General features: G+C 57.9%; 17 protein-coding genes. 14 read left to right on the top strand and 3 right to left on the bottom strand.

Going from position 1 to position 26,020, the window contains the following annotated elements:
- Positions 1 to 37: 37 nt before the first annotated feature.
- Complete coding sequence (locus tag HDE72_RS11475) at positions 38 to 1,279, top strand: cystathionine gamma-synthase family protein (RefSeq protein WP_183740713.1); 1,242 nt, start codon at positions 38 to 40, stop codon at positions 1,277 to 1,279.
- Between the two features lie 204 nt (positions 1,280 to 1,483).
- On the opposite strand, the gene lexA is transcribed toward HDE72_RS11475, so the two are convergent.
- Positions 1,484 to 2,122, bottom strand: a complete 639-nt coding sequence (gene lexA, locus HDE72_RS11470; protein ID WP_183740711.1) for a transcriptional repressor LexA — start codon at positions 2,120 to 2,122, stop codon at positions 1,484 to 1,486.
- Positions 2,123 to 2,375: 253 nt separating this feature from the next.
- On the opposite strand from lexA, the gene rpsF reads away from it, so the two are divergent.
- The 9 genes from rpsF to HDE72_RS11425 all read left to right on the top strand — a co-directional run bounded on the left by rpsF (position 2,376) and on the right by HDE72_RS11425 (position 11,194).
- Positions 2,376 to 2,762: a 30S ribosomal protein S6 gene (rpsF, locus tag HDE72_RS11465; RefSeq protein WP_183675872.1), complete on the top strand. Its 387-nt coding sequence runs from the start codon at positions 2,376 to 2,378 to the stop codon at positions 2,760 to 2,762.
- Between the two features lie 18 nt (positions 2,763 to 2,780).
- Entirely contained in the window at positions 2,781 to 3,104 is a 324-nt protein-coding gene (gene priB, locus HDE72_RS11460; RefSeq protein WP_183740882.1) for a primosomal replication protein N, read from the top strand.
- Position 3,105: 1 nt separating this feature from the next.
- On the top strand, positions 3,106 to 3,396 hold the full coding sequence (gene rpsR / locus HDE72_RS11455) for a 30S ribosomal protein S18 (protein WP_010400024.1): 291 nt from the start codon (positions 3,106 to 3,108) through the stop codon (positions 3,394 to 3,396).
- Positions 3,397 to 3,423: 27 nt separating this feature from the next.
- The gene (gene rplI, locus HDE72_RS11450) at positions 3,424 to 3,879 is read left to right on the top strand and encodes a 50S ribosomal protein L9 (protein WP_183740710.1); all 456 of its coding nucleotides are present in this window, start codon (positions 3,424 to 3,426) and stop codon (positions 3,877 to 3,879) included.
- A 157-nt stretch (positions 3,880 to 4,036) separates the two neighbouring features.
- On the top strand, positions 4,037 to 5,422 hold the full coding sequence (locus HDE72_RS11445) for a replicative DNA helicase (protein ID WP_034750488.1): 1,386 nt from the start codon (positions 4,037 to 4,039) through the stop codon (positions 5,420 to 5,422).
- A gap of 94 nt (positions 5,423 to 5,516) precedes the next feature.
- The gene (locus HDE72_RS11440; RefSeq protein WP_183740708.1) at positions 5,517 to 6,143 is read left to right on the top strand and encodes a DUF47 domain-containing protein; all 627 of its coding nucleotides are present in this window, start codon (positions 5,517 to 5,519) and stop codon (positions 6,141 to 6,143) included.
- A gap of 40 nt (positions 6,144 to 6,183) precedes the next feature.
- The gene (locus HDE72_RS11435) at positions 6,184 to 7,197 is read left to right on the top strand and encodes an inorganic phosphate transporter (protein ID WP_183740879.1); all 1,014 of its coding nucleotides are present in this window, start codon (positions 6,184 to 6,186) and stop codon (positions 7,195 to 7,197) included.
- A 152-nt stretch (positions 7,198 to 7,349) separates the two neighbouring features.
- Positions 7,350 to 8,582 carry an ATP-binding protein gene (locus HDE72_RS11430; protein ID WP_183740706.1) on the top strand — a complete coding sequence of 411 codons (1,233 nt, stop codon included), beginning with the start codon at positions 7,350 to 7,352 and terminating at the stop codon, positions 8,580 to 8,582.
- Positions 8,582 to 11,194, top strand: coding sequence for a tetratricopeptide repeat protein (locus tag HDE72_RS11425; RefSeq protein WP_183740704.1), 2,613 nt, complete (start codon positions 8,582 to 8,584; stop codon positions 11,192 to 11,194). The genes HDE72_RS11430 and HDE72_RS11425 overlap by 1 nt, the downstream gene beginning before the upstream one ends.
- A gap of 144 nt (positions 11,195 to 11,338) precedes the next feature.
- Here the strand turns inward: HDE72_RS11425 and HDE72_RS11420 are convergent, their stop codons facing one another.
- Entirely contained in the window at positions 11,339 to 11,476 is a 138-nt protein-coding gene (locus HDE72_RS11420; protein WP_183740702.1) for a hypothetical protein, read from the bottom strand.
- Positions 11,477 to 11,564: 88 nt separating this feature from the next.
- A complete protein-coding gene (locus HDE72_RS11415; RefSeq protein ID WP_183740700.1) occupies positions 11,565 to 12,455 on the bottom strand; it encodes an MBL fold metallo-hydrolase in 891 nt (296 codons plus the stop codon).
- A 179-nt stretch (positions 12,456 to 12,634) separates the two neighbouring features.
- On the opposite strand from HDE72_RS11415, the gene HDE72_RS11410 reads away from it, so the two are divergent.
- The 4 genes from HDE72_RS11410 to HDE72_RS11395 all read left to right on the top strand — a co-directional run bounded on the left by HDE72_RS11410 (position 12,635) and on the right by HDE72_RS11395 (position 26,018).
- Positions 12,635 to 14,257, top strand: a complete 1,623-nt coding sequence (locus HDE72_RS11410) for an HD domain-containing phosphohydrolase (RefSeq protein ID WP_183740698.1) — start codon at positions 12,635 to 12,637, stop codon at positions 14,255 to 14,257.
- Positions 14,257 to 16,521 carry a CHASE2 domain-containing protein gene (locus tag HDE72_RS11405; protein WP_183740697.1) on the top strand — a complete coding sequence of 755 codons (2,265 nt, stop codon included), beginning with the start codon at positions 14,257 to 14,259 and terminating at the stop codon, positions 16,519 to 16,521. Before HDE72_RS11410 ends, HDE72_RS11405 begins: the two co-directional genes overlap by 1 nt.
- A 251-nt stretch (positions 16,522 to 16,772) precedes the next feature.
- The gene (locus HDE72_RS11400; protein ID WP_183740696.1) at positions 16,773 to 18,410 is read left to right on the top strand and encodes a ShlB/FhaC/HecB family hemolysin secretion/activation protein; all 1,638 of its coding nucleotides are present in this window, start codon (positions 16,773 to 16,775) and stop codon (positions 18,408 to 18,410) included.
- A 15-nt stretch (positions 18,411 to 18,425) separates the two neighbouring features.
- Positions 18,426 to 26,018 carry a YDG domain-containing protein gene (locus tag HDE72_RS11395; RefSeq protein WP_183740693.1) on the top strand — a complete coding sequence of 2,531 codons (7,593 nt, stop codon included), beginning with the start codon at positions 18,426 to 18,428 and terminating at the stop codon, positions 26,016 to 26,018.
- Positions 26,019 to 26,020 lie beyond the last annotated feature (2 nt).

Genomic DNA, 26,020 nt, shown 5'->3' with positions numbered 1-26,020 from the left:
TGCCCGGCCTGCGCCGGGCTTTTTTTTCTCTGCAATCATGACCAATAAAAAAAACTACGGCTTTACCACCACCATCCTGCATAACGACCGCCGCAAGGGCATCGAGCACGGTTCGCTGCACAAGCCCGTGCATACCTCGGTAGCGTTTGGCTACGGCGATGCGCGCCAGCTGGCCTCCGTGTTCCAGGGCAAGGAGCCGGGCTTTCGCTATGGCCGCCAGGGCAATCCGACCGTCTCCGCGCTGGAAGACAAGGTCAACAAGATGGAAGATGGCCTGGCCACCCTGTGTTTCGCCACCGGCATGGGCGCCATCGGCGCCATCGTGCAATCGCTGCTGCGCGCCGGTGACCAGGTTGTGTCGTCGGCCTTTTTGTTTGGCAATACCAATAGCCTGTGGCAAACCGTTACGGGGCAGGGCATAGATGTGGCCTTTGTCGACGCCACTGACGTCGCCAATGTGGCGGCGGCGATTACGCCCGCCACGCGCATCGTGTTTGTGGAAACCATTGCCAACCCGCGCACCCAGATCGCCGATCTGAAGAAAATCGGCGACCTGTGCCGTGAAAAAGGTATCTTGTACGTGGTCGACAACACCATGACTACGCCCTATCTGTTCCGCCCGAAATCGGTGGGCGCGGGCTTGGTGGTCAATGCGTTGACCAAGTCGATCGGCGGCCACGGCCATGCACTGGGCGGCAGCCTGACCGATACGGGCATGTTTGACTGGACGCAATACCCGAATATTTTTGAAAATTATAAAAAGGCCGCGCCGGCCCAGTGGGGCATTGCGCAAATCCGCGCCAAGGCTCTGCGCGACTTCGGCGCCTCGCTGGGCCCGGAAGCGGCGCACCATATCGCCGTGGGCGCGGAAACCATCGCCTTGCGCATGGACCGCACCTGCTCGAACGCAATGGCGCTGGCCACCATGTTGCAGGCCGACCCGCGCGTGGCAGCCGTGCATTACCCGGGCTTGCCTTCGCATCCGCAGCACACGCTGGCGACGGACTTGTTCCGCAGCTATGGGTCGCTGTTCAGCTTTGAGCTGAAAGACGGCATCGACTGCTTCGATTTCCTCAATCGCTTGAATCTGGCCATTCCCGCCAGCAATCTTGGTGATACGCGTACCCTGGTGATCCCCGTCGCCCACACGATTTTCTATGAAATGGGCGCCGAGCGCCGCGCCAGCATGGGCATCGCCGAGTCCTTGATACGCGTCTCGGTGGGCATCGAAGATGAAGCCGACTTATTGGAAGACTTCAGCCAGGCGCTGGACGTATAAAACGCCCAAACTATAAAAAAGGGCCGCACTGCAATGCTGTGCGGCCCTTTGTTTTTGCTCGCGATATGGCAGCGTTCCCGCGCCTTCAGAAACCGTAGCGAGCAAGCCCAATATCGGGTTGAGTAGCGGAGCCATACATTCGGTATGGCGAGCAACGGATGCCCGAGAGTGGGCTGCGCAGTAGGTTTATGAAGGTGTGCTCAATCAGTGCCAGCTACGCATGAGGCCCACCGCTAAACCTTCCAGCGCAAACTCATCTTCCGGCGAGACGGTAATCACCTTGAAGTCCGGGTTTTCCGGGAACAGTTCGATCACGGAACCGGTTTTCTTGTAGCGCTTGACGGTAACTTCGTCGCCGATGCGGGCCACGACGATCTGGCCATTCTTGGCGCTGTCGATCTTTTTGACGGCCAACAAGTCGCCATCCATGATGCCAGCGTCGCGCATCGACCAGCCACGCACTTTCAGCAGGAAGTCGGGCTTGGATGAAAACAGGGCCGGGTCGACGTTGTAGCTCGCTTCCAGGTTTTCCTGTGCCAGTATGGGCGAGCCGGCGGCCACCCGGCCGATCAGCGGCAAGGACATCAGTAGTGCGGCCGGTACCCTGGCCAGTAGTGGTTCGGCTGCGGCGGCGCCGATCAGGCGGATGCCGCGCGAAGTGCCGGGCGAAATCTCGATGGCGCCCTTGCGCGCCAGCGCTTGTAAATGCTCTTCGGCCGCATTGGCCGATTTGAAACCCAATTCGGTGGCGATTTCGGCGCGGGTCGGAGGAAAGCCCGTGTTTTCAATCGCGTCCTTGATCAGGTTCAGGATTTGTTCTTGTCGTGCTGTCAGCTTGATCATGGGGTTGGGGGCATCGTAAAATGCTGTCTATATGAACAGTCTGTATTTTTGTACAGTATCGCCGACTATGCAAGCGACTTTCGGGTTTTTTGCCAGATTTTCCAAGAAAACTGTCTTTGCCGCCGCCCAGGCAGGGGTAAAACAGGGGACGGTTGAATAGTTCGCCGATCGCGGTTATAATCTTCGGCTGACCTTCCCACACTCGTCTTGACGCCGAGGTGGGCGATTATCAATCCGACCTGAAGGAGTTTGCATGCGTCATTATGAAATAGTCTTTATCGTCCATCCGGACCAAAGCGAGCAAGTGCCCGCGATGATCGAACGCTACAAAGCCAGCGTAACCACCCGCGGCGGTTCGGTACACCGCGTGGAAGATTGGGGCCGCCGTCAAATGGCTTACTCGATCCAAAAGCTGCCTAAAGCACACTACATCTGCCTGAACATCGAATGCGACAACGAGACCCTGGTCGAGTTGGAAACAGCATTCAAATTCAATGATGCCGTGTTGCGTCACCTGACCGTTAAAATGAAGAAAGCTGAAACAGCTCCTTCGCCGATGATGAAATCGGTACAACGTGAAGACGCGGCCAAAAGCCACCGCACCGAAGCACCAGCAGCTGCTCCAGCCGTCGCCGCTTAATTTTTGACAGGACCTGCGCTGAACCAGTTACAAGTTACCGCCATCATTGCCGAGCGTGAAATATTGCGCTATACCCCGGCAGGTTTGCCGATTGTGAATGCAGTATTGCAACACAGTTCGCAGCAAATGGAGGCTGGTATTGCCCGTTTGACCGAGTTTGAACTTGCCGCGCTTGCCGCTGGCGAAATTTCAGGCAGGTTTAATCAGGCAAGCTTGGGAGGTGTGTATCAGTTCACAGGTTTCCTGGCCAGAAAAAGCCGCAACAGCAAGAGTTTGGTGTTTCACATCATTGATTTTAGTGCAGTCACACAGACTAGCGCATTTTTAGATACAGGAGCCTGACATGGCATTCGGTAAAAAGTTCGACAAAAATAAGCTCAAGCTTAAAGAAAAACGCAAACAGCAAAACCCATTGTTCAAACGTAAGAAGTTCTGCCGCTTCACCGCAGCACACGTTGAACAAGTCGACTACAAAGACGTCGATACGCTGAAAGATTTCGTCCAGGAAAATGGCAAGATCATGCCAGCACGCCTGACCGGTACCAAAGCGCACTACCAGCGCCAAGTTGACACCGCAATCAAGCGCGCACGCTTCCTCGCGCTGCTGCCATACACCGATCTGCACCACGCTTAATCGGTCAGATATTCCTGGAGAAGAACTATGCAAATCATTCTGTTAGAAAAAGTTGTTAACGTCGGCAATCTCGGCGAAGTCGTCAAAGTTAAAGACGGTTACGCACGTAACTTCCTGATCCCACAACGCCTGGCACGTCGTGCTACGGCTACCGCTGTGGCTGAATTCGAAGTCAAGCGCGCTGAACTGGAAAAAGCTGCTGCCGCCAAGCTGGCTGCATCGCAAGCCCAAGGCGAAAAACTGAGCGGTCTGACCGTTCAAGTTGCTCAAAAAGCTGGTGTTGATGGCCGTCTGTTCGGTTCCGTCACCAACTTCGACATCGCTGAAGCGCTGAGCAAGCAAGGTTTTGCTGTTGAAAAAGCACAAATCCGTATGCCTACCGGCCCGCTGAAAGTTGTTGGCGAGCACAACGTTTCGGTTGCTCTGCACACCGACGTCGTGGTTGAAGTTGTTATCGCTGTCGTCGCTGACGCGAACGCGTAATCGTCTGCGGGCCAGTCCCGCCAGCGTTGCCGCAGCATGAAAAGCCGGGTTCGCCCGGCTTTTTTGTCGCCTGCTTTTCGTATATTTGTCGTGTATTTTTCGCTGATTTTTAGCCCTTTTTTTTTGCCTTGACGCCGAAGCAGGTATAATTCGCGCCATGAACGCCCCCTCAGATCCACAACTGGATTCCCTCCGTATTCCGCCGCATTCGATCGAAGCAGAACAATCCGTCATCGGCGGCTTGCTGCGCGACAACGCTGCGTACGACCGCATTGCCGACTTCATGCACGCGGAGGATTTCTATCGCTATGACCATCGCATCATCTTCGAGCAAATCGTCAAGATGGTTAACGCTTCCAAGCCAGCCGATGTCATTACTGTCTTTGAAACCCTGACCCAGCTCGGCAAGGCCGATGACGTGGGCGGACTCGCTTACCTGAACGCGATGGCGCAAAATACGCCATCGGCCGCGAATATCCGGCGCTATGCCGAGATCGTGCGCGACCGCGGCGTGCTGCGCAAGCTCATCACGGTGGCCGACGATATCTCGGGCACGGCTTTCAGCCCGCAAGGCAAGGAAGTCAAGCAGATGCTTGACGAAGCCGAATCGAAGATTTTCGCGATTGCCGAAGAAGGCGCCCGTGGCGCCCAGGGCTGGACCGCGATCCAGCCGCTGCTGACGCAGGTGGTCGAGCGCATCGACGAACTCTACAGCCGTGACAACCAGAGTGAAATCACGGGCGTGCCCACCGGTTTCATCGACCTCGACCGCATGACCTCGGGGCTGCAGCCGGGCGACCTGGTGATCGTGGCCGGCCGTCCGTCGATGGGTAAAACGGCTTTTTCCGTCAATATCGGTGAAAACGTGGCGATCGACAGCGGCTTGCCGGTCGCCGTGTTCTCGATGGAGATGGGCGGCGCCCAGCTGGCCATGCGTATGCTGGGCTCGGTCGGCCAGCTCGACCAGCACCGTTTGCGTACTGGCCGCCTGAATGACGAAGACTGGCCGCGCCTGACCAACGCGATTCAAAAGATGAATGACGCGCAGTTGTACATCGATGAAACGCCCGCCTTGAACTCGATCGAGCTGCGGGCGCGCTCACGCCGGCTGTCGCGCCAATGCGGCAAGCTGGGCCTGATCATCGTCGATTACTTGCAACTGATGTCGGCCAATACCCCTGGCGACAACCGCGCCACCGAGATTTCCGAGATTTCGCGGGGCTTGAAAGGGCTGGCGAAAGAACTTGGCTGCCCCGTGATCGCGCTGTCCCAGCTGAACCGCTCGCTGGAGCAACGCCCGAACAAACGTCCCGTGATGTCGGACTTGCGCGAATCGGGCGCTATTGAGCAGGATGCCGACGTGATCCTGTTCATTTACCGCGACGAAGTCTACAACCCCGATTCGCCCGACAAGGGTACTGCCGAGATCATTATCGGCAAACAGCGTAACGGCCCGATCGGCAGCATCCGCCTCACCTTCATGGGGCAGTACACCAAATTTGGCAATTACAGTGGTGGACTGGCGCTGTACCAAGGCGACTAACACAGCAGCACTGGCAATTCCATTGGCCGCCCCCGCAAAACGGGGGCGGCTTTCTGTAGTAAATAACACGACTCAATGCTTAACGGAGAATGACATGTTTGGACGCTTGATGCCCACTGAGGGCAAGTTTTTTGAATTGTTTAACCAGCACGCAGAACTGTGCGTTAAAGGCGCAAAAGAAATGCTTGGCCTGATGACCAATTTCGATGACCTGGAAAACCGCGTACATGCGATCGAAAGCATTGAGAAACAGGCAGACAAAGTCACTTACGCCACCGTGGAAATGCTGCACAAGACTTTCATCACGCCTATCGACCGCGATGATATTCACCAACTGATCACGCGCCAGGATGATATCCTGGACTTGCTGGAAGATGCCGCTCAAACTGTTTCCCTGTACGACCTGAAATCGGTCACGCCGGAAGCCAAGCGCCTGGCTGAACTGGTGCTGGCCTGTACCGAGAAAGTGCGCGACGCCGTCGCCCTGCTGCACAACATGGACAACTCGCGCAAGATCGTCGCCATCTGCGAAGAGATCGACCGCCTGGAATCGGACGCCGACCATGTGATGCGCGCCGCCATGTCCAAGCTGTTCCGCGACGAACCGGACGTGCGCAACCTGATCAAGCTGAAAGCGATCTACGAAATTCTGGAAACCGTGACCGACCGTTGCGAAGATGTCTCCAATATCATCGAAGGCATCATCGTCGAAAACGCGTAAGCGTTAGGCCTGTCCTGAACCAGAATCAGAAAAGAATACAATAATGACCATACAAATCAGCATTTACGTGCTAGGCCTGTTGATCGCCCTGGCGCTGCTGTTTGACTTCATGAACGGTTTCCACGATGCCGCCAACGCGATTGCGACGGTGGTCTCGACGGGCGTATTGAAACCGCAGACGGCCGTTGCCATGGCCGCCACCTTCAACTTTGTCGCCATTTTCATTTTCCACCAGCTGACCGTAGCCACCACCGTCGGCAAGGGCACGATCGACCCCACTGTAGTCGACCAGTACGTGATTTTCGGTGCGCTGATGGGCGCCATCTTCTGGAACCTGTTTACCTGGTACTACGGGATTCCCTCGTCGTCCTCGCACGCGCTGATCGGCGGCCTGGTGGGCGCTGCAGTTGCCAAGTCGGGCACCGGCGCGCTGGTTGCGGGCGGCCTGTGGAAAACCGTGGCTTTCATCGTCATTTCACCTTTGCTGGGCTTTATCTTCGGCTCCATCATGATGCTGATCGTGTCGTGGGTCTTCGTGCGTTCGACGCCGCGCAAGGTCGATAAATGGTTCCGCCGCCTGCAATTGTTCTCGGCCGCAGCCTACAGCCTGGGCCACGGCGGCAACGATGCGCAAAAAACCATCGGCATCATCTGGATGCTGCTGATCGCCGCCGGTTATTCGAACGTGGCGGATCAGATGCCGCCGCTGTGGGTCATCATCTCGTGCTACACGGCGATCAGCTTCGGCACCCTGTTCGGTGGCTGGCGCATCGTCAAGACCATGGGCCAGAAGATCACCAAGCTCAAACCCGTCGGCGGCTTCTGCGCCGAAACGGGCGGCGCGATTACACTGTTCCTGTCGACCGCACTGGGCATCCCCGTATCGACCACACATACGATCACGGGCGCCATCGTCGGCGTCGGCTCCGCGCAAAAAATGTCCGCCGTCCGCTGGGGCGTGGCAGGCAATATCGTCTGGGCCTGGATCTTCACGATTCCTGCCTCGGCGTTTGTTGCAGCGATTGCATGGTGGATAGGCCACCATATTATGTAATGGATAGTCGGAAACAATGAAAAAGGGAGCCTGTTGGCTCCCTTTTTTTGTGCCATGTCACGATCTTCAAGGATTATCGCTTTACACTAAAAAAACATAGTGCTAAGATTTATTAGCGCTATATTTTCTTATCGCTTGTGTGAGGTGCTTCCATGGATAACATCGCAGGTTCACCAGTAGAGGGTGCGAATTTCTTTGGCCGTGACAAGGAGGCTGCGAGGCTGGCTGACATTCTCGTCAATGACGATATCCTGCTGCTGGGACCTCGCCGTATTGGTAAAACTTCCATTGCGCGGGCCGTCATGGCGCAGCTGCGAACCCAGGGCTGGTCTGCGATAGAGATCAATGTCGCCTCTTGCATTGATGAACGCGGCTTTCTCGATAAGCTCGATGCTGCGCTCGCTCCGGAATTGGCCACGATCAGTGAAAAAGCCAGGAATCTGATCGGCAATGCGCTCTCGGCTGTCGGCAGCCGTATCAAGTCGATCAAACTGCCGATTCCAGGTACGGGCGGCATCGGTGTCGACATCAAGGATGGTATTGCCGAAGAGTGGGCGGCGGTGGCTTGTGATGTGCTGCGCCTGATAGGGCAGGCCGAAAACAACTGGCTCATCTATGTCGATGAGTTGCCGATCATGCTGTTCAATATCATGCGCAATGATCCGGCTACCGGCGTGCAGCGTGTGCGGCGCTTTCTCGATTGGTTGCGCAATGATGTACGGGGCCTTCCTGGCGCGCATGCGGTGCGCTGGCTGATATCCGGATCGGTGGGTCTCGATACCCTGGTGCAGCAACATGGCATGGCCGATACGATTAATAGCCTGAGCCATCAAAGCTTGCCGGCCTTCAAGGACGAAGTGGCTATCGCCATGCTCAAGGAGCTGGCCGCCCACTATGTGATCCCATTAACGCCAGATGATGCGCGCAGCCTGGTCGAGGCAGTGCAATGGCCGCAGCCTTATTATTTGCAAGTGGCCTTCCATCACTTGCGCACCCTGGTTTCCTCCCATGCCGATGAAGATATGCGTGCGTTGATCGCGCAAGCCGTTGATATCATGGTGCAGCCCGGCTCGGACAACGACTTTTATCATTGGGAACAACGGTTGCATCAGCAGTTGCTTCAAACCGACGCCAGCCATGCGATGGCCTTACTCAACCTTTGCTCGCAAGATCGCCAAGGTGCACGTCCCGAAGCACTGTTGGCGGTGATCGAAGACCGTTTGCCGCATGCGTTGCCGGAAGTGACGCGGCGCATCTTTATCAACCTACACGATATTCTGGAACGCGACGCTTATTGGTGGCCTGATGATAGCTCTGGCGTCAAACGTTATCGCTTTCGACTCGAACCCTTACGCCGATGGTGGCTGAGAAGGAATACCCTGTAATGAACGTCGTTTCCCATCATCACTACAATCCCGATTGGCTTGGCGAGGATGCGTTGCTTGCCAGTTTTGTCGCTCGTCAAGACGAGTTTATTTTCCTGCGCGATGAATTGGCCAAGGCGCCGCTGGAAGGAAGCGTCCAGCATTACCTCCTGGTTGGCGTGCGTGGCGCCGGCAAGACGACGCTATTGAAACGGCTGGCCATTGCGGTGCGCCGTGACAGTGCATTGAATGATCACCTGATTGTACTGTCGTTTCCTGAAGAGTTGTATCAAGTCAAGAACTTGGCGGATTTTTGGTGGACTGCTTGCGAAGTACTGGCTGATGAACTCGACTTTCTGAAACTGAGCACGGAAGCAGATGGCTTGATGGATGCGCTCGAGCAGGCGCGTGCCGAGGATGACAGAAGCAATACGACATCCGATGCCGGCTTCAAGCTGTTGCAGCAAACGTGCGTACTTTTAGGGCGGCGGCCAGTCATGCTGGTAGATAACCTGGACATGATATTCCAGCGTATCGACAAGAATGGACGCAAACTCAACGATCCGCATGCGCCGGCCTACTGGGCCTTGCGCGAGGCGCTATCGACCCGTACTTCGCCGATTGTCATCGGCGGCTCCGTGCGCTTGTCGGCGCCATTCAAGGATTACGATAAAGCCTTTTATGACTTTTTCCTGCCCAAGCGGCTGGGCAAGCTGACTCTGACTGAAGCCCGGCTGGTGCTTGAACGCTGGACCGACGCCCAGAACATTCCCGATTTGAAACAGCGTCTGCGCGCACATCCCGGCCGCATCGAAGCGCTGTTTGAGCTTACCGGCGGCAACCCGCGTGCACTGGGCCTCATTTTTGAACTGCTGCGCAATGGCCCGAACAGTCGCGCTGTCGAAGATTTCGAGCGCTTGATGGATATCACTACGCCATACTACAAGGCGCGTATCGAGGATTTGTCGGAGCAGGCCCAGGCCATCATGCATGCGCTGGCGGTGCAAGGCGTGGGAACTGGCGAAGGCTTGCGTTTCGGTCATACGGCCGCCCAGATCGGTGCTCATGCAGGATTGCCTACCAGCACTATATCGGCGCAATTGACGATCCTCGAAAACGAGGGACTGGTGGAAAAATCCGCCGATCATGGCCGTACCCAATACCGTATTGCTGAACAACTATTTCGGCTGTGGTTGCAAATGCGCGGCACGCGCCGCATTCGCCAGAATGTCATTGGATTGACCCGGTTCTTTGAAGCCATGTATGACGCGGAAGAGTTACAGGAAAAACTGAAAGACGACTGTGGCGCAAGCGCATTGGCGGAAGCAAAATTTGCGTTCGCCGTGGCCGTGACCAAATCAGTAACGGCATCTCAGCGTCAAGAGTTTGAGGCTTATGGTGCTGACAGATTACGTTCGCACCTGAAGAGTCATGGCGGGGAAATTGGAGACTACTTGTCGCATATTGCCACGCATGCTGTATTGCCTGGGAGTGTAGTCTGTGAACCTTCGGTGCACTATTCGGTTGAATTAATTGCAACAACTGTTGCTGTCCGGGGAGCGACAAATGCCGCAGAAACTGAGCGAACACTCCGTCATGAGATCAAGATTAATCCAACTTCTACTCGGGCATGGATTGACCTTGGAATGTTGCTTGCAGGAGATATTGACCGTCAAGATGAGGCGGAAGTGGCTTACCGCGAAGCGATTAAACTTGAGCCAGCGAGTTTCCGGGCGTGGATTATGTTAGGAATGCTATTGGATAAAAGTGACCGGGCCAGTGAGGCCGAACAAGCTTATCGTAAAGCAATTGAGTTGGATTCCACTGCTGCTAACCCTTGGTTATTGTTAGGGATATTGCTAGGGGTAACGTTGGATCGTTATGAAGAAAGTGAAATTGCTTATCGAAAGGCCATTGATCTTGATAAAGCAGATGCTCGCTCTTGGCTGTTGCTGGGGATATTGCTGGTGAGTGAGCTTGGTCGTTATGATGAGGCTGAGTTTGTACTGAGGAGAGCAATTGAGCTTGAACCCTCCCTATCGCTGCCTTGGCTGATGCTCGGTATTTTCCTGGCAGATAAACGGCAACGCTACGATGAAGCTGAGCTTGCTTATCGCACAGCGATCAAGCTTGATCCAACTGATGCCAAGGCCTGGAATAATTTAGGCGAATTATTGGAGATTCTGCATCGCGAGACGGAAGCGTCAGCCGCATATGAGCAAGCCATCTTGCTGGGTGCCGACTTGCCTCCGTACTGGCAAGCTATCCATACCAGGCTGCGCGTACGTCTGTGTGTCGCCGCAGCCAAAGTAGCCATTGAAGCCGGCAATCACTCCGCATTGCGCGATGCTTTGACGCGTTTGCAGGCAGACCCTGCCAATATCGCCGCCGCCTTGGTTCATGAGCAATTTATTGAAGGTTTTCTGGCGCCCATGTTGGCCGATGCACAAGCCGCATCGGCATTGCTCGCGGAAATGCGCAGCCTGGGATATGAAAAACATGCACGACCACTCTTGCTTGCGTTTGATGCAGCAATTAATAACGGCGAGAATATGTTGAGCGAGCTTGAGCCGGAAATACAGGCGGCGACAAAACGCATGTATCAGCGTTTGCTGACTTCAGTCAGTCCTTAGCCAGCTCCACTGTCAATCCCTCATACGCCAGGAACACCTGTAAACCTTCCAGGCGGGGGCGGTTCGTAGTGGGAACGTCGACCACATCATGTAATGGATGGTCCGCAATAATAAAAAAGGAACCGCGAGGTTCCTTTTTTTTGCTTACTGCCCGCGCGGGCCCTTGTCGCCACCTTGGTGTTGCTTCAGGCCATCGTTCTGGCGGATCTTGTTTGCTTCCTGCTCGGCTTGCAGGTGTTCCTGCTGTTGCTGTTCGCGCGGCGTGTCGTTGGTCTTGCTCATGGCGCTCTCCTTGAAGAATGAGCGTTCATCATGCCGTGCCGCGATGAAGCGCACCGTTCGCTGTACAACATAGTGCTGCCGCAACAGTCTAAGCCAGCGCCACCGTCAGTCCCTCATACGCCAAAAACACTTGCAAGCCGTCCAGTCTATCTTGATAGCGCGCCATCACATCGGCAAACACGGTTTCCAGCTGCTCGTCGCTGCGGGTCGGTTCGTGGTGGGTGCAGTACAGGCGGCGGGCGCCGCAGCGCAGGGCCAAATCAAAAGCGGCGTCGAAGGTGCCGTGGCCCCAGCCTTGCTTGTCCGGGTATTCTTCGCGGGTGTAGGAACAATCCATGATCAGCGCGTCGACGCCGGCCAGCATGGTCTCGATGCATGCCTGGCGGCGGGCATTGTGTTCGGCGCAAGCGGCGTGGTCAACGTGGCCGGGTGGATGGGGGTTGTAGAACGGTTCATGGTCGCCGCTGAAAAATAGCGAGGCGCCCGCGCAATCGATACGGTAGCCCAGGTTGACGACCGGGTGGTTCATTTGCACGCCGCGCACGCGGGCCTGGCCGACCATGACGGTGTCGTCTTCGGCGATGGTGCGGTACTCGATGCTGGCTGCCATCGCCGCTTCGCTGACGGGAAAGTAACTGCTTTGCAATTGCACCGCCATCACGTGTTCGATGCCGCGTCCGCTGGCGGTGTCCTGCGCGCCGTGCAGGCGTATCCGGTTGCCGGCCGCGAACAGCGGCGTAAACATCGGCAGGCCGTGGATATGGTCCCAGTGGCTGTGCGTGATGAAGATGTGCGCATCGACGCGCTGGCCAGCCGGTAGCTGTTGCGCCAATGAAAAGATGCCACTGCCCGCGTCGAGGATGATCAGGCTATCGTCGTTGCTGCGTACTTCGATACAAGTGGTATTGCCGCCATAGCGTGCCGTGAGCGGACCGGGGGAGGGGATAGAGCCGCGGACGCCCCTGAACGTGAATTTCATGCAATACCTTGTTACTGTGTAATGATTGTTGATTCTATTCTAATCAATATGTCCAACGCCAACTTTTATTGATGCTGCAACACGGTAAGTTATTTCGGCTTGTTGCGCTTAAGTAATGTACAGTGCGGCAAACCAGCAGTTACACTGGCGCCTGTTTCCTTATCTTTTTAGCGCCCACCATGCCGCAGCTGCACCCTGAGAAAATCGCCCACAGACTGGAGCAGTTGACCGAATTGAGCGTAGCTCTCGGCCATGGCCTGGGCGGCCAGGGGCACGATATCGGCCCGTTGCTGCAGCGCATCGTATTGCTGGCCAAGAGCATGAGCGGCGCCGATGGCGCGACCTTGTACCGCCCCGCCGCTGACGGGCGCCAGCTCGATTTCCATATCAGCGTCAACGATAGCCTGGGCATCGGCCTCGATAGCGATATCGGCGTGCCTGGCGTGCCCCTGTTCGATGCACAGAAGCAGCCTAACCTGGCGTCTGTGGCAGCCTATGCGGCCCATATGCGCCGTTGCGTCAATATTGCCGATGTGTATCGCGACGAAGCCTTCAATTTCTCCGGCATGCGCGATTTTGACCGCCACCATGGCTATCACACGCAATCGATATTGACGGTGCCCATGGGCGACCATGAAGGCGACTTGATCGGCGTGCTGCAACTGGTCAATGCCAAGGATGAGGCCAGCGGCCAGGTGCGCGCTTTTTCCGCCACCGACCAGCGTTTCATCGAGGCATTGGCGGCGCAGGCGGGCGTGGCGCTGACCAACCAGCAACTGATCTTGCAGCTGGAGGAATTGCTGGAGTCGCTGGTCAAGCTGATCAATATCGGCATCGATGAAAAGTCGCCCTACACGGGCCGCCATTGCCAGTTCGTGCCTGAATTGACAATGTTGCTGGCGGATGCCGCGCACGCCACCGAGACGGGGCCATTGGCCAATTTTCGCCTGAGCGACAATGAGCGCAAGCAACTGTGGCTGGCCGGCATGCTGCACGATTGTGGCAAGATCACCACGCCCGTGCACGTGGTCGACAAGGCCACCAAGCTGGAAACCATCTTTGACCGCATCGCCCTGATCGACACGCGTTACGAGGTGTTGCTGCGCGACGCAGAGATCGCGGCCTTGCAGCGCCAAATCACCCATCCCGACCAGGTCGATGCGATCGCCGCCGCGCTGGCTGGCGAGCAAGTTGCCTTGCGCGAAGAACGTGACTTTATCCGCCGCGCCAATATCGGCAGCGAAGGCATGGCCGAGGGCGACCAGCAGCGGGTGCGCCAGATTGCGCGGCGCCGCTGGCGCGCGGTCGATGGCGAACTGCGCAATTTTCTCGACGCCGACGAGACGGAAAACCTGACCATCCGTTTCGGCACCTTGACGGCGGCTGAACGGGCCATCGTCAACAACCATATCAGCGTGTCGATCCGCATGCTCGAAGCGCTGCCGTGGCCGAAACACTTGCAAAAAGTACCTGAATACGCGGGCGGCCACCATGAGCGCATGGATGGCAAGGGGTATCCGCGCGGCCTGACGAAGGAACAGATGTCGGTGCCGGCGCGGCTGATGGCGATTGCCGACATTTTTGAAGCGCTGACGGCGCGCGACCGGCCCTATAAAAAAGGCAAGTCCTTGTCCGAATCGCTGCGCATCCTCGGCAATTTCAGCCTGAACGGGCATATCGATCCCGATCTGTTCGATGTGTTTATTCGCAGCAAGGTATACCTGGCCTTTGCCGAAAAACATATGGATCCCAGCCAGATCGATGTGGTCGACGAGGCGGTGATTCCCGGATACAGCCCGTGATGCCGGCGTGGACCGAAAAACTGAAAAAATACGCTGCACGCTGGCTGGCCGGCCTGATGTTGACCATGCTGGCGGCGAGTCTCAGCATCGGCCTGGTCGACAGCGCAACGATTACCCGGCTGGATGCGATGCTGAGCGACTTGCGCATGCGTGCCGAGCCGGCCGTGCTGGACCGGCGCATCGTGATTGTCGACATCGATGAAAAAAGCCTGACCCGCATCGGCCGCTTTCCCTGGAGCCGCGATATCCAGGCGCAACTGGTGACGCAGCTGACGCGCCACTATGGCGTGGCGGCGCTGGGTTTCGATATCTCGTTCCCGGAAGCCGATACCAGTTCCGGTTATGCCGTGCTGGAAAAACTGGCGCAGCATGAACTGGCCGGCGTGCCCGGTTTTGATGCCCAGCTGCAAAAACTCAAGCCTGGCATGGATTACGATGGCTTGCTGGCGCAAGCGATGCGCGGCCAGCCGGTGGTGCTGGGTTTTAATGTGTCGGACCAGCAAAAGAAGGGCGTGTTGCCGGCGCCAGCGTTCACCGTGGCAAGCCTGAACGGGCGCGCCATCACGGCGTTTTCAGCGCGTGGTTACGAAGCCAATATCGCCACTTTGCAGAACGCTGCCAGCGGCGCCGGCATTTTTACGGCGCTGACCGATACCGATGGCGTGGTGCGTTCGTCAACCTTGCTGCAGCGCATAGGCGACGCTTATTATCCATCGCTGTCGCTGGCCACGGCCGCCGTGTACCTGAAGGCGCGCGCGATTGCGCCGCATTTCACGCAAAACGCCGACAGCATGTCGGCCGCCGAACTGGCCAATGGCGGCCTCGATCAATTGCTGATGTTTACGCCGCAAGGCCCGCGTGCCATCCCGGTGGGCGAAGCGCTGACCACCACCGTGCAATACCGTGGCCGCGGCGGGCCGTCCGGTGGCGCGTTTGCCTATGTGTCGGCATCCGACGTGCTGCAGGGCAAGGTGGCGCCAGCCCTGTTGAAAGATGTGATTGCCCTGGTGGGCACCAGCGCGCCTGGCTTGAACGATGTGCGGGCCACGCCCGTCAATGCCGAGTATCCGGGGGTGGAAGTGCACGCCAACCTGATCAAGTCCATGCTCGACGGGCGTTTCAAGTCGCGCCCTGATTATGCGCTGGCGATTGAGTTGGGCCAGGTGCTGCTGGCCGGCCTGGTGCTGGCCGGTGCGCTGGCAGTGCTGTCGCCCGCCTGGTCCATGCTGCTGGCGCTGGGGGCGCTGGGCGCTGCCCTGGGTTTTAACCTGTATCTGTACCGGGTGCAGGATATGCTGGTCGATAGCGCGCTGGTGCTGTTGCTGATCACCGCGCTGTTTATTTTGAACGTGGCCTGGGGCTACTTTTTCGAGGTGCGCAAGGGACGGGCGCTGGTAGCCCGTTTTGGTCAATATGTGGCGCCCGAACTGGTGGCCGAGATGGCCGATAATCCACAGCGCTACACCATGGAAGGCGAGAGCCGCGAATTGACGGTGCTGTTTGCCGACGTGCGCGGTTTTACGGCGATCTCGGAAAACATGGCGCCGACAGCCTTGCGTGAATACATCAATCTCTACCTGACGGCCATGTCGGAAGATATCCGTGACAGCCATGGCGGCACGCTGGACAAATACATCGGCGACGCCGTGATGGCGTTCTGGGGTGCACCGCTGGCCTTCCCGGATCATGCCAGCCGGGCCGTCGCCAGCGCCTTGCTGATGCAGCACAGTGCGGCCCGTTTGAACCGCGATTTTCTCGCGCGCGGCTGGCCCGCCTTGCATATCGGCATCGGTATCAATACGGGCCTGATGCATGTGGGCGACATGGGCTCGCGCATCCGCCGCGCCTATACCGTGATGGGCGACAGCGTGAATCTGGCGGCGCGCCTCGAAGGCATCACCAAGACCTATGGTGTCGGCATCGTCGTCAGCGCCGCTACCCGCCATGCCGCGCCGCAATTTGTGTACCGCGAACTGGACCGGGTAGCGGTCAAGGGCAAGCAGCAAGCGGTAGCCATTTTCGAGCCGCTGGGCTTGCCGGAACAAGTCGATGCTGCTGCCCTGGCGCGCCTGGAGTGCTGGTCGCGTGCGCTGGTGTTGCTGCGCGCGCGCGAGTGGGCGGGCGCGCAGCAACTGGTGGCCCAATTGCTGCTCGAGCAGCCCCAGGATGGCTTGTACCAGCACTATGCGGCGCGGCTGTCTGGCTACCTGGCGCAATCGCCACCGGATGACTGGGATGGCGTGACTATTTTTGACAGCAAGTAGATCGCTAATAAAGGGGTAAAATACCGGCCCGATATGCTGGTATGTCCGGTGTTGCTGTTGTGAAAAAAGCTGTTTTTTCAGGGACTTGGACGCTGATTTGCGCTGTGATGGCGGAAATCGCTGTTCCAATGGTAGAAAGTTCTGACTGGAAACAAAAACCCGTCTAAACTTTGCATTCAATCAATTGATGAGCACAACGGTGTTGCGCCTGGCCAGCGTCGTGCTCATGCAACCACAAGAAATCTTCACTCATGAATTATCGTTTGGTGCACCTGCTTGCGGGCTCGGCGCTTTTGTTCGTCGCGGGCGCTGCCTGTGCAATCGCTCCAGCCGCTGCAGGGCAAACTCAGGCCGCCGCGCAGTCTGCCACCGCTCCCGCAACGGATATCGCGATTCCGCATTTCGACATCGTACGCTTTGATGTCCAGGGCAATACCTTGCTGGCGCCCGCATTGCTGTCCACCCTGCTGACGCCCTTTACCGGCACGCAGCGCGATTTTGGCGATATTCAACACGCCGTCGAGGCGCTGGAAAATGCCTACCGCGAACGCGGCTACACGGTGGTGCAAGTCACCTTGCCGGAGCAGGAGCTGGACCGGGGCGTGGTGCAGCTGACCGTAGTGGAAACGGCGATCGGCCAGATAACGATAAGCGGCAACCGCCATGCCGATGCAGCGAATGTGCTGCACGCCTTGCCTGCACTGCGCGTGGGCAGTTCGCCGAACTTGCCGGCATTGGGGAAAAGCCTGAAATTGGCCAATGAAAATCCGGCCCGCAAGATGGAAGTCAAGCTGGCCGCCAGCGAGACCGAAGGCCAGCTCGACGCGACTGTGTCGGTGGCCGATGAGAACCCGTGGAAAACCATGCTGAACCTGGACAATACGGGCAGTGGGCAAACAGGCAAGACGCATGCCGGCGTGGTGCTGCAAAATGCGAACCTGTGGGGCCTGGACCATGTCGCCAGCCTGCAATACACGACCTCGCTGGAAAAGCCGGACAAGGTTGCCATCTATGGTCTTGGCTACCATGTGCCGCTGTATGCGCTCGGTGATTCGATCGATGTGTTCGCCAGTTATTCGAATGTGGATTCGGGCACCGTGGCGGCCGGCATTTTTGACCTCGCTGTCAGTGGCCGTGGCACCATGGCCGGCCTGCGCTACAACCAAAATTTTCCCAAGACCGACAATTACGAACCCAAGCTGATCTACGGTATCGATTACAAGGCGTATCAGAATAGCGTGCAATTGCTGGGCTTTGAGCTGGGCGGCGACGTTACCGTGCATCCGCTCAGCGTCGCCTATGTCGGCGCATGGACCCGTGAGGATGGCGAAGCTAGCCTGGCGCTAACCTTGTCGCGCAACCTGCCCGGTGGCCGCCACGGTACCCAGGCCGATTTCAACCTGGCGCGGGCTGGCGCCAAGGCGAGCTACAGCACGGCGCGCCTGAGCATGAACTGGGGCAAGGTGCTCAGCAATGAATGGCAGTTGCGCAGTATTTTCAATGCCCAATACACACCCGATGCACTGGTGCCTGGCGAACAGTTCGGCGCCGGCGGCGCGGCGTCGGTACGCGGTTTCGACGAGCGCCAGGTATCGAGCGATTCCGGCGCCAGTCTGAATCTGGAAATTTACACGCCCAACTGGTGCGGCAATACTGCCCTGTATCAGTGCCGCGGACTGGTGTTTTACGACAGTGCCTGGCTGAACCGCAATCACAGCTTGCCGGGCGAATCGCAAGGCAATGCGATCGGCAGTTTTGGTATCGGCACGCGCTTGCTATTGAGTCGTTACGCCAATCTGCAAATCGATTACGCGCATGTACTCAACGCCGGTGATACCGGCCGCAATGACAGCAACCGCCTGCATTTCAGGCTGGCCCTGTCCTATTAGTATCCAGAATAATTCATGAAAAATACAGATCCCATCCTGCACAGCCGCCAAACGGCCCTGACGCCGCCATTGCGGCGCACCGCGCTGGCGCTGCTGATCTCCAGCTGTTTCGGCATGGCCCATGCGAATCCGACCTTGCCGCAAGTGCTCAGTGGACAGGCGACGTTCAATCAGCAAGGCAATGTATTTTCGATTACAAACACGCCTAACACCATCATCAACTGGCAGAGTTTTTCGATCAATCCCGGCGAGCTGACCCGTTTTATCCAGCAAAACGCGAATAGCGCCGTGCTTAACCGCATCACGGGACAAGATCCTAGCCAGATCCTCGGTGCGCTGCAATCGAATGGCAAGGTGTTCCTGATCAATCCCAACGGCGTGCTGTTTGGGCGCGATGCGCGGGTCGACGTCAACGGCCTGGTGGCGTCCAGCCTCGGCTTGTCGAACCAGGATTTCCTGGCTGGCAAGATGAACTTCAATGGCGCCAGCAGCGCCGGGGCCGTCAGCAACCAGGGCAGTATTGATGCGGGCAGCGGCGGCAAGGTATTGCTGATCGCGCCGAACGTGACAAATAGCGGCATCATTACCGCGCCGAATGGCGAAGTGGTGCTGGCTGCTGGCCATAGCGTGCAACTGGCCGATGCCGCCAACCCCGGTTTGCAGGTGGTGGTGTCGGCGCCGTCGGACCAGGCGCTCAATGTGGGCCAGGTGATTGCGCAGGGCGGCAAGATCGGCATGTATGGTGCGCTCATCAACCAGCGCGGCAGCTTGAACGCGAACAGCGCGGTGGTCGGCGAAAACGGCAAGATCGTTTTGCAAGCGAGCGGCAAGGCGATGCTGGAAGCGGGCAGCGTCACCAGCGCCAGCAATAGCGCTGGCACGGGTGGCCAGGTCACGGTGCTGGGCGACCAGGTGGGCTTGACCGGTGATGCGCACATTGATGTCAGCGGCGCCAAAGGTGGCGGCACGGTCTTGCTGGGCGGCGATTATCAGGGCAAGAATGCCGCCATCCCGAATGCGCGCCAGGTATTTGTGGATAGCGATGCCACGGTAGCGGCCGATGCGATCGACAGCGGCAATGGCGGCAAGGTGATCGTCTGGGGCGACCAGACGGCACGCGTGTTCGGCAGCATATCGGCGCGTGGCGGGGCCGCGTCCGGCGATGGTGGTTTTGTGGAAACTTCGGGCCATTACCTGGCGGTCGATGGCATCCGCGTCGATACCCGCGCCAGCCGCGGCAAGCAGGGTAACTGGCTGCTCGATCCTTACGATATCGAGGTGGTGGCTGGCAACGGTGGCGTGCTCGGCAACGTTGACCAGTTTGGCGACGCCCCGGTCACCGGCACGACTTCCATCGGCGCCGACCTGATTTCCAGCGCCACGAGCAATGTCACCTTGCAGGCGCTGCACCGCATCACCTTCAGCAGCGCCATCAATATCGCGCAGGCGAACGTCGGTCTGACCGCGCAGGCGGGCGAGGCGATCAATGTCAATGCGGCCATTACAACCAATGGCGGTGCGGTAACGCTGTCGGCTAATGACGCCAGCAGTGGCAGTACCAAGATTGCGGGGTCGAATGTCAACTTGAATGCAGCGATTAGCAGCAATGGTGGTGCGGTAACGATTTCTGGCGCCAGCGTGCTCGGTGCTGGCAATATCAATGTCGGCAGTGGCAAGCTGGCATTGAGCGCCAACGAGGCTGGCGGCAGCATTGCCTTGACTGGCAGCGGCGATCAATTGAAGGGCGAAGGCGGGACGAACCAGACGGTCAGCCTGCAAGCCGACAACATCAGTTTTACCGGTAACATCAATTTTGGCGGTGCTGCCAGCCAGGCCAGCGTTACCTTGGTGCCTTGGACGAATGGCCGCGCTATCTTTCTGGGTAACCTGGCCGGTAATGCGCTGGGCTTGCTGAATGACCAATTGAATCGGATTTCCGTTGGTACCCTAAATATTGGCAACAGTAACAGTGGCGACATTTCGACCTTCCAGGCGATCAATCTGGCGCAAACCACGACCGGTACGGGTATCAAGAATCTGAACCTGGAAAGTGGCGGCAATATCACCGTATCGAACCAGTTGGCGATGCTCCAGTCTGACAGCTATCTGCAACTGAAAACGGGCGTGGGCGGCACCCTGACCGTTGACAGTGGCGGCAGTTTGGCGGCGACGAACATGATGCTGCAAGCCGACAAGATGAGTCTGGGCGGTGGCGCGGATTCGCTGTCTGGCGGGCAAGTCACGCTGGAGCGGCGCTCCGATGGTGAAATCGATATCGGTAGCGGCGCAGCTGACAGTTCAACCGTGCTGGGCTTGACCGACACCGAATTGAAAACCATTGCCGCTGGGCATATCACGGTAGGCGGCCATACCTTCAACGGCCCCTTGAACTTGCTGGGCAGCCTGGATTTAAGCAGCTTGAGCAGCCTCAATTTGTTGGAGCTGCGTACGGGCGGCGCAATGAACCTGGGCGGCCCATTGACCGTGGCCAAGGATTTGATGGTGGGCGGCGGCACCATCGGTGCGACTGGCGCCGTCAACGTGGGCGGCGTATTTACCCTCGATGGTGGCGCGTGGCAACAAAACAGCGCCAGCCTGCCCGCGTTTTATGCGCGTGGTTTTACTTTGCAGAATGGTAGTTTCTTGCGTGTCATGGGTGGTAACGGCAGTGCTTCGCCATACCAGATTGCCGATATCTATGGCTTGCAAGGTATCAACACCTTGGGCATGGCAAACAACTATGTGCTGGCTGCCAATATTGACGCCAGCGGTACTGCCAACTGGAATCAGGGTGCTGGTTTTGCCGCGATTGCCAACGGTAATGTGCCAGGCTACGCCGGCATTTTCGACGGCGCCGGTCATGCGATCAGTGCTTTGACCGTCAATACCAACAATCTGCCCGGCACCTCTGGCGTGGGTCTGTTTGCCAGGTTGCAAGGCGGAACCATCAACAATCTGAGTTTGCAAGGTGGTAGCGTCACCGGTCTTTACAACGTAGGTTCGGTGGTCGGTTTGAATGACGGTGGCAAGCTTAATAATGTGTTCAGCAGCGCGAATGTCAGCGGCAGCAATGCCGTTGGTGGCCTGGTGGGTGCGAATAGCGGCCTCATTAATCATTCTGGCGCCAGTGGCAATGTCAACGGTGACAACCAGGCTGGTGGCGCGTTTGTCGGTGGCCTGGCCGGTACCAACTTTGGCGCTGGAAATATTACTGTGTCGACCGCCAGCGGCGCCGTCAATGGCGCGCGTGAATTTGTCGGCGGCCTGGTCGGCAGCAACCAGGCGACGATCACGCAATCGTATGCGACCGGCAATGTCAGCGGCTCACGCAGCGTGGGTGGCCTGGTCGGCAGCAATAGTGGCAGCATCAGCGATGCCTACGCCACTGGTGCGGTCGGCATGGCGAGCGGCGCAGATATGACACTGGTGCATGAGAATCTGGGCGGCCTGGCCGGTAGTAATAGCGGCACCGTCAGCAATGTGTTCAGCAGCGGTGCGGTCAATGGCAGCGGCTTTACGGCGGCGATTGGCGGCGTAGTGGGCAGCAATGCCGGCGGCACAGTCAGCGGCGCTTACTGGGATAAGGATAATTCCGGCCAGCAAACCGACAATGGCGGCGCCAGCGGCCTTGATGCAGAGCATATGCAGCTGCAATCGAGTTTTAATGGCTTTAATTTCAGCAATGGTGCCGTGTGGCGCATTTATAGCGGCCATACCACGCCGATGCTGAAAGCGTTCCTGAAACCGCTGACAGTGGATGTCTCGGGCGCCGCCACCAGCAAAGTCTACGATGGCCAGTTCGCTATCTTCAACGGTACGCTGGTGTACACCGGTTTGCTCGACGGCGACACCAGCGCCAATGGGATATTGGCCTATCAATCGGCGCGCAATGTTGGCAGTTACGCGCTCGATGGCTTGTGGTCGACCAAATACGACATCAGCATCACAGGCAGCAATCTTTTGGCGATCACGCCGCGTCTGCTCGGTGTGACGGTGGGCGGCAGCAAGGTCTATGACGGCACTACCGGTTTCGGCGGCGCCACGTATGCACTGAGCAATGTGGTCAATGGCGACAATGTGCACGCTAGCGGCAATGCGCAATTTCTCGACAAGAACGCTGGCAGTGGCAAGAGCGTCAACGCCAGCGGCGTCAGCCTGTCTGGTGATGCCTCAGGCAACTACATGCTGGCCGCCGATACGGTCAGCGGCAGCGCCGACATCAGCCGCGCTGCTTTGAGCCTGGGCACTGTCAGCGGCATCAACAAAGTCTATGACGGCAGCAATAGTGCCAGCATCAACGCGGCGCTTGCGGGCGTACTGGGCAGCGACCAGGTCAGCCTGGCGAATGTGCAGGCCAGTTTCGGCGACAAGAATGCCGGCCATGGCAAGACGATCAATTACAGCGGCAGCGGTGCGCTGTCAGGCAGTGATGGCGGCAATTATGTATTGGGTGCCTACAGCGGCACAACCACGGCCGATATCGCGGCACGCACCCTGAACATCAGCTTCAATGGCGTCAACAAGACTTACGATGGCACGACGTCGACTGGTGTGAGCATCAGCGATGACCGTATCGATGGTGATGCCTTGACCCTGTCTGGCAATGCAGCATTTGCCGACAAGAACGCAGGTACGGGTAAAACCGTCAGCGTGAGCAATGTCGGCGTGACCGGTGCCGATGCGGGCAACTATGTGCTCAGCAGCCATAACGGCAGCACCACGGCCGATATCGCCGCCCGCACCCTGAACCTGAGCTTTACGGGCATCAACAAGACCTATGACGGCAACACCGGCGCTGGTCTCAATATCAGTGATGACCGGGTAGCGGGTGATGTCTTGAACCTGGCTGGCAATGCAGCATTTGCCGACAAGAATGCAGGCACGGGCAAGACTGTCAGCGTGAGCAATGTGGGTGTGACGGGAGCCGATGCGGGCAACTATGTATTGAACAGCCATAGCGGCAGCACCACGGCCGATATTGCCGCGCGCACCCTGAACCTGAATTTTAGCGGCGTCAACAAGACTTACGATGGCAATACCAGCGCTGGTCTCAATATCAGTGATGACCGGGTAGCGGGTGATGTCTTGAGCCTGGCTGGCAATGCAGCATTTGCCGACAAAAACGCAGGCAGCAACAAAACCGTCAGCGTGAGCAATGTGGGTGTGACGGGAGCCGATGCGGGCAACTATGTCTTGAGCAGCCATAGCGGCAGCACCACGGCCGATATCGCCGCCCGCACCCTGAACCTAAGCTTTACGGGCATCAACAAGACCTATGACGGCAACACCAGCGCTGGTCTCAATATCAGTGATGACCGGGTGGCGGGTGATGCCTTGAACCTGGCTGGCAATGCAGTATTTGCCGACAAGAATGCTGGTACGGGTAAAACCGTCAGCGTGAGCAATGTTGGTGTGACTGGTGCCGATGCTGGCAACTATGTGTTGAATACGCATAGCGGCAGCACCACGGCCGATATTGCTGCGCGCACCCTGAACCTGAATTTCAGCGGCGTCAACAAGACTTACGATGGCAATACCGGCGTTGGTCTCAATATCAGTGATGACCGGGTAGCGGGTGATGTCTTGAACCTGGCTGGCAATGCAGAATTTGCCGACAAGAATGCTGGTACCGGTAAAACCGTCAACGTGAGCAATGTCGGCGTGACCGGAACGGATGCGGGCAACTATGTGCTCAGCAGCCACAGCGGCAGCACCACGGCCGATATTGCGGCACGTGCCCTGACTGTATCGGCAACTGGTGTCAATAAAATCTATGACGGCGGCACGGCGGCAAATGTCGTGCTGGGCGATGACCGGGTTGCCGGCGACGTGCTGGGGCTGGCGGCTAGTGCCAGCTTTGCCGATAAGAATGTGGGCGCCGGCAAGGTCGTGAGTCTCAATGGCGTGGCCTTGTCTGGCCAGGATGCAGGCAATTATTTTGTGGTTTTGCCAACTGGCTTGTTGGCCAGCATCACGCCAGCCGCCCTGAACCTGACTGGCTTGGTTGCCGGCAACAAGGTGTATGACGGCACGACTAACGCTGCCGTCAGCGCTGGGGTGTCTGGTCTGCTGGGCCAGGATGTGGTGAGCGTGGTGGGCGGCAGCGGCAGTTTCGCCGACAAGAATGCGGGCACGGACAAGCTGGTGACGGCCAGCGGTTTCCGCCTGGCGGGCGCCGATGCGGGCAACTATGTCTTGAACACCACGGGCGGCACGGCTCAGGCGACGATTTCGCAAAAACTCTTGTCCACCTGGATAGGCAGCGGCAATGGTTTGTGGAGCGATGCAGCGAACTGGGATGGCGGCGTGGTGCCGGAAGGGGCGAACGTGCTGGCGGTCGACTTTTCGCATAGCAGCGGCGTCGTCACGTATAACGCAGCGGCTGGCAACACGGTCTTGAAAAACCTGAACTCGGCGACTGGCTTGTTGTTGACGGGCGGCAGCTTGAGCCTGGGTGAGAGCGCACAAGACCATTCCGTGCTCGGTGGTAGTGCGGGCCTGGAAATTACCGGTGGCAGCCTGTTGCTGAACGGCAGCTTGTCGGCCGATCATTACGGACAAAGTGGCGGTCTGCTGAGCGGCAGCGGCAATCTGGCCATCGGCAACAGTTTCAGCCAGACGGCCGGGGCGATCAATCTCGGCGGCCAACTGGCGATCAAGCAGGCTAGCGGCGACCTGCGCTTCGCCAGCCTGGCGGCGAGCGATGTGCGCTTGAGTGCGCTAAACGGCGCCATCGGCCAGAGCGGCGCCATCGTGAGCGCCAATTTGACTACGCAATCGTCGAACGGCACCGTGCTCGACAATACCGGTAATCAGGTTGCTAGCTTTACTGCCAACAATAGTGGCGACGGCGGTATCGTGTTGAAGAACACTTCGGCGCCTGGCAGCCTGAGCCTGGGCGATATCAGCAGCGGTGGCGGCAATATTGCCATCGACAATAGCGGCGGCATTGTGGCTGGCAATATCAAGACCACGGGCGGCAATGTGACATTGACGGCGCATAGCCCCATCACGCTCAATGGCGCGCTCAACGGCAACGATATCAATCTGGCGGCGGATGCCGATATTACCCTGGCTGACGGTGCTAGCCTGGCGGCGGCGCGCAATATCAGCCTGACTGCCGGACGTGATCTCAGCTTCAATGGAAACACCAAGGTAGTTAGCAGTGGCAACTTTGCTGCCACGGCTGGCGCGAATGTGCGCTTTGCCGATACGGCCAGCTTTGCCGTGCCTGCTGCTAGCATGACGGTGCTGGCTAAAACCGGCAACATCACGGGCACTTCCGGCGTGCGCATCAACCGCCAGCGCAGCGATGTCAGTTTGCTGGCGCCTGGCGGCACGGTGTCCATGCCTGACGCCATCTTCCTGCCCAGCACTGTACCGCCGGTGATCGTGCCTCCCGTCATCACTCCGGGCTTGAATATGGCCATCAATGACGCGTTGAACATTATCAAGCAGGCGGATCAGGCCAACGCTTCTCTGTTACCCACGGTGACGAACACCACGGCCGGTGACAAGAAAAAGGATGACGTCAAGGAAGTGGCGACGGCCGATCAATCAACAGGAAATAAATTCAATGATGGCACTAAAAAAATGTACTGCAATTAAGG

The organism is Janthinobacterium saanense (genome assembly GCF_014200675.1).
Taxonomy (GTDB): Bacteria; Pseudomonadota; Gammaproteobacteria; order Burkholderiales; family Burkholderiaceae_D; genus Janthinobacterium.
The sequence above is the reverse complement of the archived record's forward strand: the minus strand, read 5'-3'. Positions and strand labels throughout refer to the sequence as shown.

Coding starts and splice junctions, on each gene's coding strand:
- HDE72_RS11445 (WP_034750488.1), top strand. CDS start 4,037: ATGAACGCCCCCTCAGATCCACAACTGGATTCCCTCCGTATTCCGCCG.
- rpsF (WP_183675872.1), top strand. CDS start 2,376: ATGCGTCATTATGAAATAGTCTTTATCGTCCATCCGGACCAAAGCGAG.
- HDE72_RS11395 (WP_183740693.1), top strand. CDS start 18,426: ATGAAAAATACAGATCCCATCCTGCACAGCCGCCAAACGGCCCTGACG.
- HDE72_RS11475 (WP_183740713.1), top strand. CDS start 38: ATGACCAATAAAAAAAACTACGGCTTTACCACCACCATCCTGCATAAC.
- HDE72_RS11415 (WP_183740700.1), bottom strand. CDS start 12,455: ATGAAATTCACGTTCAGGGGCGTCCGCGGCTCTATCCCCTCCCCCGGT.
- HDE72_RS11440 (WP_183740708.1), top strand. CDS start 5,517: ATGTTTGGACGCTTGATGCCCACTGAGGGCAAGTTTTTTGAATTGTTT.
- HDE72_RS11425 (WP_183740704.1), top strand. CDS start 8,582: ATGAACGTCGTTTCCCATCATCACTACAATCCCGATTGGCTTGGCGAG.
- rplI (WP_183740710.1), top strand. CDS start 3,424: ATGCAAATCATTCTGTTAGAAAAAGTTGTTAACGTCGGCAATCTCGGC.
- rpsR (WP_010400024.1), top strand. CDS start 3,106: ATGGCATTCGGTAAAAAGTTCGACAAAAATAAGCTCAAGCTTAAAGAA.
- HDE72_RS11430 (WP_183740706.1), top strand. CDS start 7,350: ATGGATAACATCGCAGGTTCACCAGTAGAGGGTGCGAATTTCTTTGGC.
- HDE72_RS11400 (WP_183740696.1), top strand. CDS start 16,773: ATGAATTATCGTTTGGTGCACCTGCTTGCGGGCTCGGCGCTTTTGTTC.
- lexA (WP_183740711.1), bottom strand. CDS start 2,122: ATGATCAAGCTGACAGCACGACAAGAACAAATCCTGAACCTGATCAAG.
- HDE72_RS11410 (WP_183740698.1), top strand. CDS start 12,635: ATGCCGCAGCTGCACCCTGAGAAAATCGCCCACAGACTGGAGCAGTTG.
- HDE72_RS11420 (WP_183740702.1), bottom strand. CDS start 11,476: ATGAGCAAGACCAACGACACGCCGCGCGAACAGCAACAGCAGGAACAC.
- HDE72_RS11405 (WP_183740697.1), top strand. CDS start 14,257: ATGCCGGCGTGGACCGAAAAACTGAAAAAATACGCTGCACGCTGGCTG.